This is a genomic window from Comamonas sp. F1-6, from assembly GCF_039581415.1.
GTDB classification, from domain to species: domain Bacteria; phylum Pseudomonadota; class Gammaproteobacteria; order Burkholderiales; family Burkholderiaceae_C; genus Comamonas; species Comamonas thiooxydans.
Genome location: NZ_JBCPWN010000032.1, coordinates 1 through 17,497 on the forward strand (window position 1 = coordinate 1; position 17,497 = coordinate 17,497).

Annotated in this window: 17 protein-coding genes; 10 read left to right on the plus strand and 7 right to left on the minus strand. The window is 60.7% G+C overall.

Going from position 1 to position 17,497, the window contains the following annotated elements; genetic code table 11:
• The 5 genes from AAIL66_RS22380 to AAIL66_RS22400 form a co-directional block, all read left to right on the plus strand.
• A partial coding sequence (locus AAIL66_RS22380; protein ID WP_343497788.1) for an EscU/YscU/HrcU family type III secretion system export apparatus switch protein occupies positions 1-975 on the plus strand: 975 nt, incomplete at its 5' end.
• Positions 975-3,077 (plus strand): flagellar biosynthesis protein FlhA, encoded by a 2,103-nt coding sequence (gene flhA / locus AAIL66_RS22385; protein WP_034378020.1) that lies wholly within the window; start codon positions 975-977, stop codon positions 3,075-3,077. The genes AAIL66_RS22380 and flhA, both read left to right, overlap by 1 nt.
• A complete protein-coding gene (flhF, locus tag AAIL66_RS22390) occupies positions 3,074-4,690 on the plus strand; it encodes a flagellar biosynthesis protein FlhF (protein WP_343497789.1) in 1,617 nt (538 codons plus the stop codon). The genes flhA and flhF overlap by 4 nt, the downstream gene beginning before the upstream one ends.
• Positions 4,683-5,540 carry a hypothetical protein gene (locus AAIL66_RS22395; RefSeq protein WP_343497790.1) on the plus strand — a complete coding sequence of 286 codons (858 nt, stop codon included), beginning with the start codon at positions 4,683-4,685 and terminating at the stop codon, positions 5,538-5,540. The genes flhF and AAIL66_RS22395 overlap by 8 nt, the downstream gene beginning before the upstream one ends.
• A gap of 5 nt (positions 5,541-5,545) precedes the next feature.
• Positions 5,546-6,265 (plus strand): RNA polymerase sigma factor FliA, encoded by a 720-nt coding sequence (locus tag AAIL66_RS22400; RefSeq protein ID WP_003059180.1) that lies wholly within the window; start codon positions 5,546-5,548, stop codon positions 6,263-6,265.
• A gap of 253 nt (positions 6,266-6,518) precedes the next feature.
• Here the strand turns inward: AAIL66_RS22400 and AAIL66_RS22405 are convergent, their stop codons facing one another.
• The 6 genes from AAIL66_RS22405 to AAIL66_RS22430 all read right to left on the minus strand — a co-directional run bounded on the left by AAIL66_RS22405 (position 6,519) and on the right by AAIL66_RS22430 (position 11,914).
• Entirely contained in the window at positions 6,519-6,818 is a 300-nt protein-coding gene (locus AAIL66_RS22405) for a flagellar protein FliT (protein ID WP_003059178.1), read from the minus strand.
• A 3-nt stretch (positions 6,819-6,821) separates the two neighbouring features.
• Positions 6,822-7,235: a flagellar export chaperone FliS gene (fliS, locus tag AAIL66_RS22410; RefSeq protein ID WP_343497791.1), complete on the minus strand. Its 414-nt coding sequence runs from the start codon at positions 7,233-7,235 to the stop codon at positions 6,822-6,824.
• Between the two features lie 93 nt (positions 7,236-7,328).
• The gene (gene fliD, locus AAIL66_RS22415) at positions 7,329-8,744 is read right to left on the minus strand and encodes a flagellar filament capping protein FliD (RefSeq protein WP_343497792.1); all 1,416 of its coding nucleotides are present in this window, start codon (positions 8,742-8,744) and stop codon (positions 7,329-7,331) included.
• A gap of 155 nt (positions 8,745-8,899) precedes the next feature.
• A complete protein-coding gene (locus tag AAIL66_RS22420) occupies positions 8,900-10,123 on the minus strand; it encodes a flagellin (protein ID WP_343497793.1) in 1,224 nt (407 codons plus the stop codon).
• A 301-nt stretch (positions 10,124-10,424) separates the two neighbouring features.
• A complete protein-coding gene (locus tag AAIL66_RS22425; RefSeq protein ID WP_343497794.1) occupies positions 10,425-11,663 on the minus strand; it encodes a flagellin in 1,239 nt (412 codons plus the stop codon).
• On the minus strand, positions 11,654-11,914 hold the full coding sequence (locus tag AAIL66_RS22430) for a hypothetical protein (RefSeq protein ID WP_343497795.1): 261 nt from the start codon (positions 11,912-11,914) through the stop codon (positions 11,654-11,656). Before AAIL66_RS22430 ends, AAIL66_RS22425 begins: the two co-directional genes overlap by 10 nt.
• A 131-nt stretch (positions 11,915-12,045) precedes the next feature.
• Between AAIL66_RS22430 and motA the strand changes: the two genes are divergently transcribed.
• The 4 genes from motA (at position 12,046) to AAIL66_RS22450 (ending at position 15,089) form a co-directional block, all read left to right on the plus strand.
• Positions 12,046-12,906, plus strand: a complete 861-nt coding sequence (motA, locus tag AAIL66_RS22435; RefSeq protein ID WP_003059167.1) for a flagellar motor stator protein MotA — start codon at positions 12,046-12,048, stop codon at positions 12,904-12,906.
• 42 nt (positions 12,907-12,948) lie between these two features.
• Complete coding sequence (gene motB, locus AAIL66_RS22440; RefSeq protein ID WP_034353126.1) at positions 12,949-14,016, plus strand: flagellar motor protein MotB; 1,068 nt, start codon at positions 12,949-12,951, stop codon at positions 14,014-14,016.
• A 65-nt stretch (positions 14,017-14,081) separates the two neighbouring features.
• Positions 14,082-14,468, plus strand: coding sequence for a chemotaxis response regulator CheY (gene cheY / locus AAIL66_RS22445; protein ID WP_003059161.1), 387 nt, complete (start codon positions 14,082-14,084; stop codon positions 14,466-14,468).
• A gap of 3 nt (positions 14,469-14,471) precedes the next feature.
• Positions 14,472-15,089 (plus strand): protein phosphatase CheZ, encoded by a 618-nt coding sequence (locus AAIL66_RS22450; protein WP_012836866.1) that lies wholly within the window; start codon positions 14,472-14,474, stop codon positions 15,087-15,089.
• A gap of 197 nt (positions 15,090-15,286) precedes the next feature.
• On the opposite strand, the gene fliE is transcribed toward AAIL66_RS22450, so the two are convergent.
• Complete coding sequence (fliE, locus tag AAIL66_RS22455) at positions 15,287-15,595, minus strand: flagellar hook-basal body complex protein FliE (protein WP_343497796.1); 309 nt, start codon at positions 15,593-15,595, stop codon at positions 15,287-15,289.
• A gap of 173 nt (positions 15,596-15,768) precedes the next feature.
• Between fliE and fliF the strand changes: the two genes are divergently transcribed.
• Entirely contained in the window at positions 15,769-17,475 is a 1,707-nt protein-coding gene (gene fliF / locus AAIL66_RS22460) for a flagellar basal-body MS-ring/collar protein FliF (protein WP_003065474.1), read from the plus strand.
• Positions 17,476-17,497: the final 22 nt, after the last annotated feature.

Here is a 17,497-nt window from a genome sequence, read left to right on the forward strand (position 1 = left end):
GCCAAGACTCCGGCGCTGATGCTGGAGCGCTTTCAGTCCATGCTGGTGCTGGGTCTGGGCATTGCCGTGATCTTTGCTTTGGTGACCACCACGGCCTCGGTGCTGTCCGGCGTGGCTGCCGGTGGCTGGATCTTCAGCTTCAAGCCCATTCAGCCGCGCTTTGGCAAGCTCAACCCCTTGTCGGGTCTCAAGAATCTGTTTTCCAAGCAGCAACTGACCACGGTGGTCAAGATGGTGTTCATGACCATCGTGCTGGGCTTTGTGGCCTGGAAGTACATGAGCGCCAATATTGCCGAGATTGCGTCGGTTTCGGCTCAGCCATCGCCCATGGCGCTTGCCATGGTCGGCTCCTGGCTGACCACGGGCATCACCTTGCTGCTGATCGTGGTGCTGCTGGTGGCCCTGATCGACGTGCCGCTGCAGGACTTTCTCTTCAAGTCGCGCCTCAAGATGAGTCATGAGGAGGTCAAGCAGGAGCACAAGGAGTCCGAAGGCAATCCGCAGCTCAAGGGCAAGATCCGCCAGAAGCAGCGCGAGATTGCCGACCGGGCCAGCGTCTCGGCCGTGCCGAAAGCCGACTTTGTAGTCACCAATCCCACCCACTATGCCGTGGCGCTGCGCTATGACGACGCCTCCATGGCCGCTCCCCAGGTGATTGCCAAGGGCACGGATCTGGTGGCGCTCAAGATTCGTGAAATCGCGGGCGCGCACCAGATACCGGTGCTGGAGTCGCCCATGCTGGCGCGTGCACTCTATGCGCATGCCGATCTGGATCAGGCCATCCCTGCCGCGCTCTACACGGCCGTGGCCCAGGTGCTGGCCTATGTCTATCGTCTCAAGGCTGCACTGAGCGGCCAGGGTCCCATGCCCGATGCCCTGGGCGAGCCCCCCGTGCCCGTGGAGCTGGATCCGCACCGTGGCCGCACCCAGCCTGCGGCGGTCGATGCTGCTGCGCAGCAAGAAGGTAATCTGTGATGTCGTCGAATCCTCTGCAACTGTTCCAGAAGTGGTCTGGCTCCAACGCCGGCGCCCTGCAAGGGATGACTGCTCCCATTCTGGTGGTGGCCATTCTGGGTCTGATGGTGTTGCCCGTGCCCCCCTGGCTGCTGGACACCTTCTTCACCCTCAACATTGCCGTGGCGCTGATGGTGATGATGGTGGCGGCCTATATGATCAAGCCGCTGGACTTTGCGGCCTTCCCTTCGGTGTTGCTGCTGACCACATTGATGCGTCTGTCGCTCAACGTGGCATCGACGCGCGTGGTGCTGATGGAGGGCCACACTGGCCCCGGCGCCGCGGGCGCGGTGATCGAGGCCTTCGGCCACTTCCTGATCGGCGGCAACTTTGCCGTGGGTCTGATCGTGTTCAGCATTCTGGTGGTCATCAACTTCGTGGTGATTACCAAAGGTGCCGAGCGCATTGCCGAAGTCTCGGCCCGCTTCACGCTGGACGCAATGCCCGGCAAGCAGATGGCCGTGGACGCCGATCTGAATGCCGGTCTGATCGACGAGAAGGAGGCCAAGCGCCGCCGTGCCGAAGTGGGCGAGGAAGCTAATTTCTTCGGTTCCATGGACGGTGCCAGCAAGTTTGTGCGTGGCGACGCGATTGCCGGCATTTTGATCCTGGTGATCAACGTCATCGGCGGCCTGATCATCGGCATGGCCCAGCACGGCCTGTCTGCGGGTCAGGCGGCCGACAGCTACATCCTGCTGGCCGTGGGTGACGCGCTGGTGGCGCAGATTCCAGGCCTGCTGATCTCGGTGGCATCGGCCATGGTGATCTCGCGCGTGGGCAAGGAATCCGACATGGGCCGCCAGATCGTGCAGCAGCTGTTCATGTCGCCCAAGGTGCTGGGTATCACTGCCGGCGTGATGATCTTGCTGGGTCTGATTCCCGGCATGCCGCATCTGGTGTTCATCAGCATGGGGGCCTTGCTGGGCTGGGGTGCCTGGGTGCTGGACAAGAGGGAAAAAGCCCGTCTGGCCGCCCAAAGCAGTGCCCCGGCGCCCCAGCAGCAGGCTGCGCAAAATGATGGAGAAGCGACCTGGGATGATCTGCAGCCGGTGGACTTGCTGGGTCTGGAGCTGGGCTATCGCCTGATCGCGCTGGTGGACAAGAGCCGCCAGGGCGACCTGCTGACGCGTATCAAGGGCGTGCGCCGCAAGTTCGCGCAGGAGGTCGGCTTTCTGCCGCCGGCCGTGCATGTGCGCGACAACCTGGAACTCAAGCCCAGCGCCTATCGCATGACGCTGCGCGGCGTCATGGTGGGCGAGGGCGAAGCCTTCCCCGGCATGTTCCTGGCCATCAATCCCGGCGGCATCACCACGCCGCTGATCGGCACGGCCACAACCGATCCGGCCTTTGGTCTGCCCGCGCACTGGATCGACGAGCGGCAAAAGGAAGCGGCACAAATGGCCGGTTTTACCGTCGTTGATTCGGAAACCGTGATGGCGACGCATTTGTCACACTTGATGCAAGTGCACGCGGCCAAGCTGTTGTCTCGTACCGAGACACAGCAGCTCGTTGACCATGTGGCCAAGCTGGCCCCCAAACTCATCGAAGAAGTCATCCCGAAAATGGTGCCCATCACAACGTTCCAGAAAGTGCTCCAGCTGCTGCTGGAGGACTCTGTGCACATTCGTGATATCCGCACCATCATCGAGACGCTGGCCGAAAACGCCACGCAGACGGCAGACCCGGTGGAGCTGGCGCGTCGCGTGCGCATTGCACTGTCGCCTGCCATCGTGCAGCAGATCTACGGTCCGACCCGCGAGCTCAATGTGATTGCCATCGAGCCCGGCCTGGAGCGTCTGCTGGTGCAGGCACTGTCGAACCCCAATGCGCCATCGCTGGACCCCGGCGTGGCTGAAATCCTCACACAAAAAGCGGTCGATGTGGCCAACCAACAGGAAGAGCTGGGCCTGCCCGCCTGCCTGCTGGTGCCGGACGCGATCCGCAACTCTCTTGCCAAGCTGCTGCGTCGTGTGGCGCCGCGTCTGCAGGTGCTCGCGCACAGCGAGATTCCCGAGACGCACACCATCCGCATCGGCCCGATTCTTAAAGGTGCAACCGCATGAATATCAAACGCTTTTACGCCCCGACCGCCCGCGAGGCCCTGGCCAAGGCGCGCATGGTTTTTGGCGACGGCACCCTGATTCTCTCCAACCGCCAGACGCCGGACGGAGTGGAAGTCATGGCCACGGCCGAAGAGACCCTGCAGGACATGGATGCCGGCATGCAGACCGGTTCGCCCCTGCAAAAAGCGCTGGAGCGCCGTGCCAGCGACGAAGGCATGAGCAGCCTGCGCAAAGAGCATTCGCCTCTGGCTCCCGCTGCAGCCAGGCGCAGCCAGGGCGGTGAAACCATGAGTACGCTGGAGCATGTGCAGGCGCGCCAGACGGCCAAGGAAGAGCAGGCCCGCGAGATGCAGGTCCAGGCCAAGCCCGTCAAGGCCATCAATGAACTGGCCCGGCATTCCGTGCAGGACGATGTGGAACAGCTGTCCATGAGCACGCTGACCTTCCAGGACTATGTGCGCGAACGCATGCTGCGCCGTCGCCATGAGTCGACGCTTGACAGCAGTGAAGCGCTGCCCACTTTTGCCCAGCGCGTGCAGGAACGCAACAACGAGCGCCCCGCCATGGCAGCCAAGTCTCAGTCGGCCAGCGCTGCGGTGTCTCGCCACAATCCTCTGCGCCCCGAGAAGATTCAGCTCAAGGAAAGCGCCAGGCCCGCAGCCGTCGCTGCGCCTCAGAACTTCATGCAGGAGATGCAGTCCATGAAGGATCTGATCGAGGAGCGCTTCAATACGCTGACCTGGCTGGGCCAGACGCGTCAGAACCCGATCCAGTCCAGCCTGATGCACAAGCTCATCCGCGCCGGATACTCGCCCGCACTTGCGCGTGCACTGATCGAGAAGCTGCCCGAGACGCTCTCCGCTGGCGACGCCGTGCGCTGGCTGATGCAGGTGCTGGAGCGCAATCTGCGCACCGATGCTGCCCAGCCCGCCATCTACGAGCAAGGCGGAGTGTTTGCCCTGGTCGGCGCGACCGGCGTGGGCAAGACCACGACCACGGCCAAGCTGGCTGCGTTGTGTGCGGCCAAGCACGGTCCCGCATCCGTGGGCCTGATCACGCTGGATACCTACCGCATCGGTGGTCATGACCAGTTGCGCACCTATGCCCGCATGTTGGGCATGGTGGCCCATCAGGCCCATGACAAGGCCGCGTTGCAGGACCTGCTGGGTCTGCTGCAGAGCAAGAAGATGGTGCTGATCGACACCACCGGCGTGGCCCCGCGCGATCCGCGCAAGGACGAGATCATGGATGTGCTGGCCATTGAGGGCGTGCAGCAGTTGCTGGCCGTCAATGCGGCCGCGCAGGGCGATGCGCAGGACGATGTCATGCAGGCCTTCAAGGCGCGCGGCTCGCAACACGCCATCCTCACCAAGGTCGATGAAGCCGTGAAGGTCGGTCCCTCGGTGGATACGCTGATTCGTCATCAGATCCAGCTATGCGGCGTGACCAATGGTCAGCGCGTGCCCGAAGACTTCGAGCGCGCCAATGCGCAGTTGCTGGTCTCAGCCTCCATGCGCTCGGCTGCCAAGTCGGCGTTTGATCCGCAGTCGCTGGATCTGGACTTCTTCTTTACCCCTTCGTCCGCCAGCGGCGCAGAGGCTGCTCATGCTTGAGCGTCGCTCGCCCCTGCATCAGGGCATGGCTCTGCATATGAGCGATGCCAGCACCGCCGGCTTGCGCGTGCTGGCCGTGCTGCACAGTGCGTCAGGTGCCGCTGCCGAGCAGGCCGTGCTCTGGCCGCTGTGCGCCCAACTGCAGCGCCTGGGCCAGAAGGTGCTGGTGCTTGATGGCAGCCAGGCCGAATCCTTTCACACGCCAGGTCTTGCCCAACTGCTGGCGCAGCATGCCTGGCAGGCTCAGGCGGGACTGCGCGCAAGCGTCGGCGACGCCCAGTCAGTGGCCAGCCTGCCGGCGCGGCAGGGTCTCAAGCAGCTCAAGGCATCCGCCGACGAGATGGGGCTGGACATGCTGACGGCCCTGCAAGCCTATGTGCGCGGCTACACCACCGTGATCATCTATGCGAGCAGCGAAACCTTGACGCCGATGCTGCAAGGTCAGGGCCTGCAGCCGCTGCTGGTCGTGCCGCCCGATTCCGAGCACCTGATCGAAAGCTACCGCCAGCTCAAGCATCTGGCCGTGTTTGCCGGCGTTGAATGCACGATTGCAGCGCTGGAAGCGCCGCTGACAGCAGACGGCCCACAGAAATACGACTGGAGCCGCAAGCAGAGCAGCTCGCAGACGGCCCAGCAAAACGCTCAGACACGCTTGCAGCGTCTGAATGCGCTGCTACAGTGTTCGCAGCGCCACCTGGGCGATGCCCCGGTGCTCATGCGCCTGCGCTGGCGCCAGGCCAGCGATCTGCATCAGCTCACGCTGCACATGCTCAAGACGGCCTGCATCTTGCCCATGCATGCCCAGCCCACGGCGGCTGCCGCACCTGAATCCCTTGTCTGGAGCCATTGACTGCCATGTACACCGCCAAAGGCCAACTCGACCGCGACGCGCTGATTCGTCAGCATGTGCCGCTTGTGCGTCGGATTGCCTTGCACATGATCGCCAAACTGCCACCGAACGTCGAGCTGGATGATTTGATCCAGGTCGGCATGATCGGTCTGGCCGAAGCGCTGTCGCGCTTCGAGAGCGAGCAAGGCGTGCAATTCGACACCTTCGCCAGCCAGCGCATCCGTGGCGCCATGCTGGACGAACTGCGCGAAGGCGACTGGATGAGCCGCAGTTCGCGCAAAAGCCAGAAGGAAATAGAGCAGGCGCTCAACCGCCTGGAACAGCGCCTGGGCCGGCCCCCGCTGGAGTCGGAAATCGCGGCCGAGCTGGGCATGGCCCTGGACGACTATCAGTCCCTGCTGGGCAAGGTACGCGGCACGCAGCTGGTCTATCTCGAGGACATCGGCGGCGGTGACGGCGACGATGGCGACGACTATCTGGAGCGGCATGTGGCCGACTCGGGTGCCGATCCCTTTGCCCTGCTGCGCGACCAGCGCATGCGCTCCGCGTTGGTAGAGGCTATCAAGGCCCTGCCGGAGCGTGAGCAATATGTGATGGGCATGTACTATGAGCACGATATGAACCTCAAGGAAATCGCCGCCGTGCTTGGCGTGACCGAATCGCGGGTCTGCCAGCTGCACAGCCAGGCCATCGCCCGCCTGCGCACCAAGATGCGCTCGCATTGATCACTGAAACGGCTCGCCGGGAGCGGGCCGTTCACCACAACAGAAGCCGCCGCGCTGGCAGATTGCATCTGCCCACGCGGCGGCTTTGCTTTTGTGCTGCAGCCTGGCTGGGTTCTGGTGCTTCGCTATCGATAGTTTGTGATGTTCTACGGCATTTGGTTCATGGATGTCTTTATCGATCACCTGTCGTCGCTGCAAGCAAAAAGCCCTGTTGCATCTCTGCAGCAGGGCTTTGGCTTGAGTGGCTTTGCAATCAGTGCATCACATGCGGCTGACCGTCGAACATATGCTCGAAACTTGCCAACCAGGGCTCGGCCAGCACGCGAATCTGGGCATCGTTGCGCAAGATGCGCTGCATGATGCGCGCTTTTTCCTTGCGCAGTTCGGGCGCCAGCTTTTCATCTCGCGAGCGAAAGCGCAGTTGCTCGATCAGCACGGCACAAGTGCCCTCATAGCGCGCAACACCATCCCAGTCCTTGGCCTGGGCGGCCTGCAGCATCTTGGCGCTGCTCTCTTCTATGGCGCGGTAGAAGTCGATCAATGTGTGCTCCATTTTTTAGGCAGCAGCGGGTGCTGGTGCATTGGTTATTTCATTCCAGCCCTGTGCCACCGTGCTCACAAGGCCTGCGACTTCATCGACCATGTTTGCATCGTTGCGGGCATTGGCCAAGGTCAATCGGGTGGTGCAGTACTCATAGAGCGAGGCCAGGTTGCCGGCCAGCTCGCCCCCTTTTTCGCGGTCCAGCGCGCCCAGCAGGCCCTCCTGCAGAATGCGCACCGCCTTGCCGATATGGCGCACCTTCTCACTGATATCACCGCGCTCGATCGCGCCGCGTGCCGCGTTGATGGAGGCAAGCAGACCATCAAACAGCATCTTGATCAACTGCTGAGGCGATGCGCTGTCCACCATGGATTGCACACCCACCTGACGGTAAGCCGACATTGCGCGCGCATTGGCTGGGGAAAACATCACAAAACTCCTTTGCTGCAGTTTCTCAAATTACTGTTCTTCTTATCGGCCGACTCAGGGGGCAATTAAGTCCTTTCTGCAGGCTTCAACGGCTTAGCTGCTGGACTTGTTCCATGCGGCTACTTGCTGGGCGACATAGTTATCCAAGGACTTCAGGCTGGCCATCTGCGTATCCAGACGCGAATACTGGGCGCGCACGCGCGCTTCATAGGCTGTCACTCGTGCGGTCTGGCGTTCCTGATCGGCCGTATTGCGCTTCAAGGCATTCTTGAGCGTCTCGTCCTTGGTCGAGAAGGTGCCGCCAGTGGCCAGCAGACCGGTTGTGAAGTCCTTCATGCGCACGGCCAGGCCGTCCTGGTTGGCATCGGCAACGTCTGAGGTGAAGAACTTGGACATGCTCTCCGGGTCCTTGAGGGCCTTGTCCAGCTTGGTGTCGTCAATCTTGAGGGTGCCGTCTGTCTGAAAGGCGATGCCCATCTGCGACAAGCTGGTGAACGCGCCACCTTCTCCCCCCGGGCCTGATAGCAAACGGCGCATTGCAGACTGGAGGTTGATGGCGGTGGAGTCGCCTTGCAAGGTGCCAGCCGTCTTGCTGTCCTTGTCATACGCAGTCATGGTCTTCAGGGCGTTGCTGAGTGCGTTATAGGACTCCACCAGATTTTTCAGCGCTGTCTTGGCCGTCGCCGTGTCATTGGCAATGGTGATGCGCACAGGGGCGGCATCTTTCGCTGACTTTTGCGCTACTGTCAGCGTCACACCCGCCGCCACCTCTTCAAACACATTGGTGTGCGAGGCCATGTCGATGCCGTTGATCTTGGCCAGAGTGTCCTGCGCCTCAACGGAACGTTTCATGGTCCCGTCGGTGCCGTTGTAAGCAAATTGCTGCAGCCCGGCGCCTTCGGCCTCCACCGAGAAGGCCGAGTTCACGCCCGTGGTCTTGGATTGCAGCACCAGGCGCTCGCCCGTGTGGTCCTTGAGCACGGTGGCGCTGACATCGCCCTTGGCGGCATTGATCTTGGCTGCAATCTTGGCCAGAGAGTCGTCTTCTGCAGTGATATCCACGCTGAAGCTCACATTCTTGCCGTCCTTGGTATTGGGTGTCAGTCCATTGGCGCCATAGGTTCCCATGGAGATAGTCAGCTTGCCAGGTCCGAGAGTGGTACCACTGGCCACCAGGCCGGAGCCAATGGTCTGGCCCGCTGCCATTTGCGACACTTCCACGTCATACGTGGCTTGCACAGCGCTGGAGGTTGCCGTACCTGTCACTTGAGTAGAGTTGGAGGAGGTCAGCGTATTGCCAAGCCAGGTTGCAGGCTTGGTCAGCTTGTCCAGCTGATCCTGTAGATTGGAGATTTGCGACTTGAGCTGGCTAAAGGCCGAGATCTGGGTGTTGATGCCGGTGGCCTTGGTCTGCAGCGCCGCGATGGGCTTTGACTCCAGCGCCACCAGCTGCGAAACAATGGTTTCGACTTCCAGGCCGCTACCGATACCTATTGAGCTGATACCCATACAAAACTCCCTCTGCGCAGGACGGCAGGTGTGTGCTGCACCTGGTCTGCGTCATTGAACAAACGGCGCTTCTCGCGCCGTCTTTATGGACAGTACTACGCATTGTGTTTCGGCAGGCCGAAACAGAACTTGAGTACGAAATGCCAGTGCCGATATCAGCCTTGCAGCAGCTTGAGCACTTGCTGCGGCAGTTGATTGGCCTGTGCCACCATGGCTGTGCCGGCCTGCTGCAGAATCTGTGTGCGGCTTAGATTGGCGGTTTCTGCGGCAAAGTCGGCATCCATGATGCGGCTGCGAGAGGCAGACAGGTTTTCCGTGTTGACGCTCAGGTTCTCGACGGTGGTTTCAAAGCGGCTTTGGATAGCTCCCAGGTCAGCTCTGGCTCCGTTGATCGCTCGTAAAGCTGCGTCCATGGCCACAATGGCGTTGTCCGAATCTTCAGGATTTTTGACGCTCAGGTCTTTAAAGCCTACTTGAGGCTGAGATGGGGTGCCTGTAACAGGAGTGTCAAGAAAGCCGGCTCCAAAGCTTGGGACTGGGGTTGCGGAACCGCCTGTTTCAACTGCAGTGATTTCTAGACTTGTACCATCCAGCTTGGAAATTACGGCGGTTCCAGCGGCGAAAGTGCCAGAAAGTTTGTAACCTTCACCTGCTGTCGTTGTCGAGAAACTAGCCCATGCTGCGTCCAGTTCTTGGCCTGTTATCAGTGGGTCTGCGTCTGTATTGGCAGCAACATCTTTTGTGAAAAAGCTAACCCCATCCACCTGTAACTCGTATTTGTATGCAGGGTGTGTGCCCGTAATGCTGCCACCAGTGATATTGCCCACTGCCGCGTTTTTGCTGGGTGTTGCTACGGTATCCCACTCGCCAAGCTTGTCGATTCTGGAATCTGCAATCTTGTTCACATCAATGGTCTGGCCCTGATTGGCGCCCACTTGGAAAGCCATATTGGTGAACGAGCCATCCAGCAGCTTGGTGCCATTGAATGAGGTGTCGCGTGCAATTCGGCTGATTTCAGCTTTGAGTTGCTGAACTTCCGCATCCAACGCCGCACGATCCTCTTCCGAATTGGTGGCGTTGCGCGACTGCACGGCCAGTTCGCGAATGCGTTGCAGATTGCTGCCCACCGAGCCCAGCGCACCTTCAGCCGTTTGTGCCAGCGAGATGCCGTCATTGGCATTGCGCATGGCAACTGTCAGGCCACGTACCTGCGTGGTCATGCGCTCTGCAATGGCCAGGCCCGCAGCATCATCCTTGGCGCTATTGATACGCAGGCCCGAAGACAGGCGCTGCATGGAAGTAGCCAGCTGGCTTTGGGAAGAGCTCAGATTGCGTTGCGCGTTGAGCGACTGAATATTCGTATTGATGATGGCTGCCATGGCATGTGCTCCTGTTTCAAGCCAGTAAACCGGCGACGTACTAGCCGTTTTCACGACCAGCGACGGCGCTGGCCCACGTGACCGGAAACGCGGACGAAGTCTGGTATTCCGGGTACGAGGATTGTTGGAGCAAGCGGCGGCCCACATAAGACCGATAAGAGGCCTAAAGCCCCGCTATTTTTGCAATTGGCAGAGGTGTATTGGTAGAAAGCCTTGGTGAGCGGGAATGAAAAAAGCCTCCCGAAGGAGGCTTTGGTTTGTGTCTGCTTCACCCGCTTTGGACAGATGAAGTCTGGTGCAATTAGCGCAGCAGAGACAGCACGCCCTGGGGTAGCTGGTTCGCCTGGGCCACCATGGCTGTGCCGGCTTGCTGCAGAATCTGCGAGCGGCTCAGGTTGGCAGTTTCCGATGCGAAGTCGGCATCCATGATGCGGCTCTTGGAGGCCGACAGGTTTTCGCTGTTCACGCTCAGATTCGCGACCACGGACTCAAAGCGGTTCTGCATTGCGCCCAGGTCGGCACGAGCTGAGTTGACGGCTTTCAGTGCGGCATCCATCGACAAGATGGCTTTGTCTGCCCCAGCAACAGTAGATACATCCACTGTGTTAAAACCAACCGAGGCAGCACCAGCTTCCGTTGCAACCGCTGTAGTTGCTGCGGTGCCACCGGTAAAAGTAAATTTCTCCAATGAGCTAATTTGCAGCTTCCCGTTGTCCACATAAGCAGTGACACGACCGCCTGAAGCTTTGCTAATCTCTGTCGCTACATCGGACAGGCGCTGCTTAATTGCTGCGTTATCGGCTGCAGTTAGGTCGGATGCGGCACCACTTGCAGGGGCGATATCAACGGCGGCAATCTTCCCCAACTTAAATGTTTGGGCGCTATTTCCTTCACCAACTGTCACGGAGATCGTGTCTGCTGCAACTTCTGCGAACTTCGCATTGGTTGTGCTTGCGGGAGGGCCGGCTACAGCAGCAGCAGGCGTTTGTGCTGCTGTAATGGCTGCTGTAGCGACAGAGTAGCTGGTGCCAAGGCTGGTTGAGCGAGCATTGGTAATCTCGGAAATGTTGATGCGTTCGCCAACGTTCGCGCCAACTTGGAACGATTGCTCAGTAAAGCTGCCATCCAGCAACTTGGTACCGTTAAAAGAGGTCGTTGTTGCTACGCGATCAATTTCTTCTTTGAGCTGATTCACTTCCTTTTGCAAGGCTGCGCGATCTTCGGTGGAGTTGGTGGCGTTACGAGACTGCACGGCCAGTTCACGAATACGCTGCAGATTGCCACCAATGGTGCCCAATGCACCTTCAGCAGTCTGAGCCAGTGACACGCCGTCATTGGCATTGCGCTGAGCCTGGTTCAGGCCGCGAACCTGGGCGCTCATGCGCTCGGCGATGGCCAGACCAGCAGCATCATCCTTGGCACTGTTGATGCGCAGACCCGAAGACAGACGCTGCATGGAAGTGGACAGCGAAGATTGCGAAGCGCCCAGATTGCGCTGTGCGTTGAGCGACTGGATATTGGTGTTGATGGTCATTGCCATGATGCGAACTCCTTGATGCGATCAAAACGTCGCCGCCACAGTGACCTGAAATATTCAGGGTGGGCGGCGGCGGCAGCCCAATCCAGCACCCCAGCCTGCAGTTCCTTATGTTTTGCTGCTGTGGCTCGCTGGTGACAGGGCTTTGTTTCCCTGTTGAAGCTGTTATCGGAGCCATCCCGCAAAAACTTTAGAGAGTTCTGCAAATATTTTTCGGGATGTAACAAATGCAGGGGGCTTTGCCTTGCTTGCATGCCGCGGGAGCCTTCGCGTCGCTGCTTGGCTCGGAATTACCCTACATAACGACGGCTAGCTGCCGATCTAGCTTCCAAACGCCCAGCTTTTTGCGCCTATGGCGGGCTTCTGCAACTTCACAATCGGTACCATGCTTGTTCTCATCGGTTATATCGTCGCCTTCGGCTGCATCTTCGGCATGTATGTGCTGCACGGCGGCAGTGTGGGCGTTCTTGTCAAGGCGCTGCCGTTCGAGATGGTGACCATTGGCGGTGGCGCCCTGGGCGCTTTCATCGTCAGCAACCAGCCCAAGGTGCTCAAGGCCACGGCCAAGGCGATTCCCTCGGCGCTCAAGCCCTCGCGCTATAACAAGGCGCGCTATATGGAAGTGATGGCGCTTCTGTACGAGCTGCTGCAGAAGGCGCGCAAGGAAGGCCTGATGTCGATCGAGTCCGATGTGGAAGATCCGCAGTCGTCGACGGTGTTTCAGAACTATCCGCAGTTGATGGCCGACCACCATGTCGTCGAGTTCCTGACCGACTATCTGCGCATGATGGTCTCAGGCAATCTCAACTCGCACGAGATCGAGGCGCTGATGGACAGCGAAATCGAAGCCCATCATGCCGAGGCCCACGCGCCGGTGATGGCGCTGAATCGTCTGGCGGGCGCCTTGCCTGCCTTCGGCATTATTGCGGCCGTGCTGGGTGTGGTGAATACCATGGCTTTCGTAGGACAGCCCCCTGCGGTGCTGGGCGGCATGATTGCCTCGGCGCTGGTGGGTACCTTCCTCGGGATCTTGCTTGCCTATGCGCTGGTGGAACCCATGGCTGCGCTGCTGGAGCAGCGTGCGCAGGATGCGGCCAAGGAGTTCGAGTGCATCAAGGCGACGCTGCTGGCCAGCATGCAGGGCTACAACCCGGGCACGGCCATCGAGTTCGGCCGCAAGGTGCTGTTCTCCACCGAGCGTCCAGGATTTCTGGAGCTGGAGTCGCACGTCAAGGGTAAGAAGTGATGAGTGCCCGCTCTCGCCAGGATCTAGTGATGGAGCGCATCCATGGCTGACAAGAAGCTGCAGCCCATCATTATCAAGCGCGTCAAGAAGACCGCCCATGCACATCATGGTGGTGCCTGGAAGATTGCCTATGCCGACTTTGTGACGGCGATGATGGCCTTCTTCCTGCTGATGTGGCTGCTGGGCTCGACCGCTCAGGGCGAGTTGCAGGGGATTGCCGCGTATTTCAATTCGCCGCTGAAGGTGGCCATGTCGGGCGGCAGCGGTGCGGGTAACAGCTCCAGCATCGTGCCCGGCGGCGGCAACGACCTCTCCAAGGTGCACGGCCAGGTGCGCCGCTCCGAGTCCGAAGACAATGCCAACCGCCGCTCCAGCCAGGCCATGGGTCGGGCCGATGAGTCCGCACGCGACGCACAGCGCCTGCATGCGCTCAAGGCCAAGGTGGACAGCATGATTGCCAATAATGCGCGCCTGAACGAGTTTCGCTCGCAGATTCGCACGGAGATCACGCATGACGGCCTGATGATCCAGATCGTCGATGACCAGAACCGCCCCATGTTCGATAGCGGCAGTGCCGTGGTCAAGCCCTATATGCGCGACATCCTGCGCGAGATTGGGGCGGCCATGGGCAATGCGGAAAATCGCATCAGTCTCTCGGGGCACACCGATGCCGCACCCTACGGCAATGCCGATCGCGGCTACAGCAATTGGGAGCTGTCGGCCGACCGCGCCAACGCATCGCGCCGCGAGCTGGTGGCTGCCGGCATGCCGCTGGACAAGCTGGCACGCGTGGTGGGCATGTCCAGCAGCGACCTGCTGCTGCCCGAGGAGCCGCGCGCTGCGCAGAACCGCCGCATCACCATTACCGTGCTGACCAAGGAGGCCGAGCGCCGTGTGCTGGGCAACGACAAGGAGCGCAGCACGGAGCAGGTGACCAGTGCCGAGGAAGCTGCCAGCACGATCAACCAACCCAAGGCCCGGCGCGCAGTACCCAGCGCTGCCGACAAGCAGTCTCTGGATGCCAAGGAAGAGTTTGTTGTAACAAACCCTGAAGTTGCCACGGAGACTGTCGAAAAGCCTGACAATGCACGTCCAATGCCGGGAGGTTGACAAATTGTTACCATCACGGCTGAAAACTTGTTCCCACGCACCTATTCCGACCGAAAGGGCCTCTCGTGGCTAATGCCCTGCGATTTTTGATTGTTGACGACTTCTCCACCATGCGCCGCATCGTGCGCAATCTGCTCAAGGAGAGTGGCTTTGCCGATGCCGATGAAGCCGAAGATGGTGTGGTTGCCATCACCAAGCTGCGTGCTAGCAAGTTCGACTTCGTGGTGACCGACATCAACATGCCGAACATGAACGGCTTTCAGCTGCTGACCGAGATCAAGCAGGATGAAAAGCTCAAGCATCTGCCGGTGCTGATGGTGACCGCCGAAGCCCGCAAGGAAGATATCGTGGCTGCCGCCCAGGGCGGCGCGGCCGGCTATATCGTCAAGCCCTTCACCAAGGCCACGCTGGAAGAGAAGGTCAATCTCATCATCAAGAAACTCGATCTCTGAGCCATGAGCAGCGACCAGGCTTCCGCCAACGTCCACTACAAGATTGGCGTGCTCACACGCCAGTTGCATAACTCGCTCAATGAGCTGGGTTATGCGGACCGTTTGCGCGGCAGTGCGGGGGAGCTTCCCGATGCGCAAAGCCGTCTGTCCTATATCGCCCGTCTGACGGGGGAAGCTGCCAACAAGGTGCTGGGTCAGGTCGAAGTGACTCAGAACCGCCAGGATGCGCTGGCCGAGCGCACTCGCGCCATGCGTGCAGAACTCATCAAGGATCCGGTGGCCGCGGTGGCCAAGGGGCGCGTGATGAACTATCTGCAGGAGGTGGAAGAGGGTACGGAGCAGACCAATAGCCATCTGACCGAGATCATGATGGCGCAGGACTTCCATGACCTCACCGGCCAGGTGATCGCGCGCGTGGTGGCGCTGGCGGCCGATCTGGAGTCGCAACTGCTGGAGTTGCTGATCCAGACTTCGCCGGATGCTGCGCAGGCACCGGCCCTGGCGCCTGTGGAAGCCGCGCAGCCCAAGCTGGCCGGCCCGGTGGTGGATCCCGAAAACACGGCAGACGTGGTGACCTCGCAGTCCCAGGTGGATGATCTGCTGGCCAGTCTTGGCTTTTAAAAAATATAGCTTCCTGCGCTTTGCAGATAAGCGTTTGAGCCTGAAAAGCCTGATCTTTTGAATGGATCGGGCTTTTTTATTGGGCGCTGCCAGGCGGGCAGGATGGGCGGAGCGCAAAAAGCCCGCATGTCATCACAACATGCGGGCAAGCCTTGGAGGGCAATCTGCCTTTTGAGCGGTGTGCGGCGTGGCGCCGATCACACCTGCATATTCATCACATCGGAGTAGGCCTGCACCAGTCGGTTGCGCACATGCAGCGTGGCCTGAAAGCCGATCTGCGATTTCTGCATGGCCACCATGGTCTGCTCCAGGCTGACGGCGGGATTTTCCAGCTGCACTTCGCGCTGCAGCTGGCCGGAATGGTTTTGAGCGGCGCTCACCGATTGCAGTGCATTTTGCAGGGCCTGACCGAAGCCGCCGGCCACGGGCGCAGTGCCGGCGCTACCGACCTTGGTGAGCTGGTTGCCCAGTTGGGCGAGGTTGATTGCTGGGATCTTCAGGTCCATATCTTTATCCAACTGGCTTGGTGAGTTGGAGGTGATCGTAGGTTTTTCGCGTGATCGCAGACGGGCAATAAGTGGGTGAATCGGCTTGCTTATCGGGGGAACGCCGCCGGCCCGAGTCCGAATAATCCACTGGACGCTAGACCTCGTGTGGGGTCTGACACCATGGAATCAAGATGTCTGCTGTAGCTGAAGTACCTGTCCCCAATGCCGTGCCCGGTGCCACGTATGCGCCCCGCCCTGCGCTTGCGCAGCGCTGGAATGCGCTCGACCGTGGCCAACGTCTTCGCTGGGGCGCGCTGGCGGCCTTGGTCGCTGTAGGCCTGGTGGCGGCGGCGGTGTTCTATCGCCAGCCTGATTACAAGCTGCTGTTCTCCAACGTCAGCGACAAGGATGGCGGTGCCATCGTGGCGCAGCTGACGCAGATGAACGTGCCCTACAAGTACAGCGAGGGCGGCGGCGCCATTCTCATCCCCGCAGACCGTGTGCACGATGTGCGCCTGAAGCTGGCCACGCAAGGCCTGCCCAAGGGCTCGGTGACGGGCTTCGAGCTGATGGAGAACAGCAAGTTCGGCATCACCCAGTTTCAGGAGCGCCTCAATTTCCAGCGCGGTCTGGAAGGAGAGCTGACGCGCTCCATCCTGGCGCTCAATGCCGTGCAGAGTGCCCGCGTGCATCTGGCCCTGCCCAATCAGAACGGATTTTTTCGCGAGCAGCAAAAGCCTTCGGCTTCCGTGCTGCTGAGCCTGCATCCGGGGCGCATGCTGGACCGTGCCCAGATTGCGGGCATCGTGCATCTGGTGGCCTCCAGCGTGCCAGAGATGGAACCTGCTGCCGTCAGCGTGGTGGACGACACCGGCAAGCTGCTTTCGCAGTCGCCTGACGGCAATGCCGGCGGCGTGGACATGCAGCAGTTCCTCTACACCCAGCAGGTGGAGCAGCAATATGTGCGCCGCATTCTGGATATTCTGGAGCCCGTGGTCGGCAAGAACAATGTGAAGGCCCAGGTTTCGGCCGAGCTGGACTTCAGCCAGACCGAATCGACTTCCGAGCAGCATCGTCCAAACCAGTCTGCTGACGGCGGGGCCGTGCGCAGCCAGCAGGTGATGGAAACCAATGGCGAGAAGACGGCCACTCCGCCTACTGGCGTGCCTGGCGCGACCAGCAACCAGCCACCTCAGAACTCCACCGCGCCCATTAACGGTGCCAATCCTGCGCCGCAGGCTGCTGGTGCAGGTCAGGGCAACGGCCAGGGCAACAAGCGCGAGTCCATCACCAATTACGAAGTGGACAAGACCGTCAGGGTCACACGCGGCAGCACCGGCACCGTCAAGCGCCTGACGGCTGCGGTGGTGGTCAATGCACCTTTGGCTGCTGCGGCTGGCACCGATGCCGCGACAGCGGCAACGGCAGCCGCTGTCAGCTCCGGCCTGCGCCCACTGACAGCCCAGCAGCAGGAGCAACTGCTCACGCTGGTGCGCGAAACCGTGGGCTATAGCGCCGACCGAGGCGACTCGGTGAACCTGGTCAGCGCTCCCTTCATGGACAGCGGTGCCGCTCCGGCCGAGCTGCCGATGTGGAAGGACCCCGAAATTCAGGCCATGGCCAAGAGCCTGGGCGTGCCGATTGCGCTGGCGCTGTTTGGAGCCCTGGTGTTGCTGGGCCTGGTGCGCCCCTTGCTCAAGGGACGCAATACCGGCCCCGGCGGCCAGCTCAATGCCATTGAAGCCGAGGCGCTGGATCGCCCCGCTCTGCCCGCCCCTGCGAAGGAGCTGTCTCCGACCAAGGAGCAGGAACGACTGGATCAGGCCCGTCATCTGGCCAAGCAGAACCCGATCGCGGTGGCGAACATCGTGAAGACATGGATTAACGGCGAGGGGTGACGAAGTCACCCCCTGAGGCGCG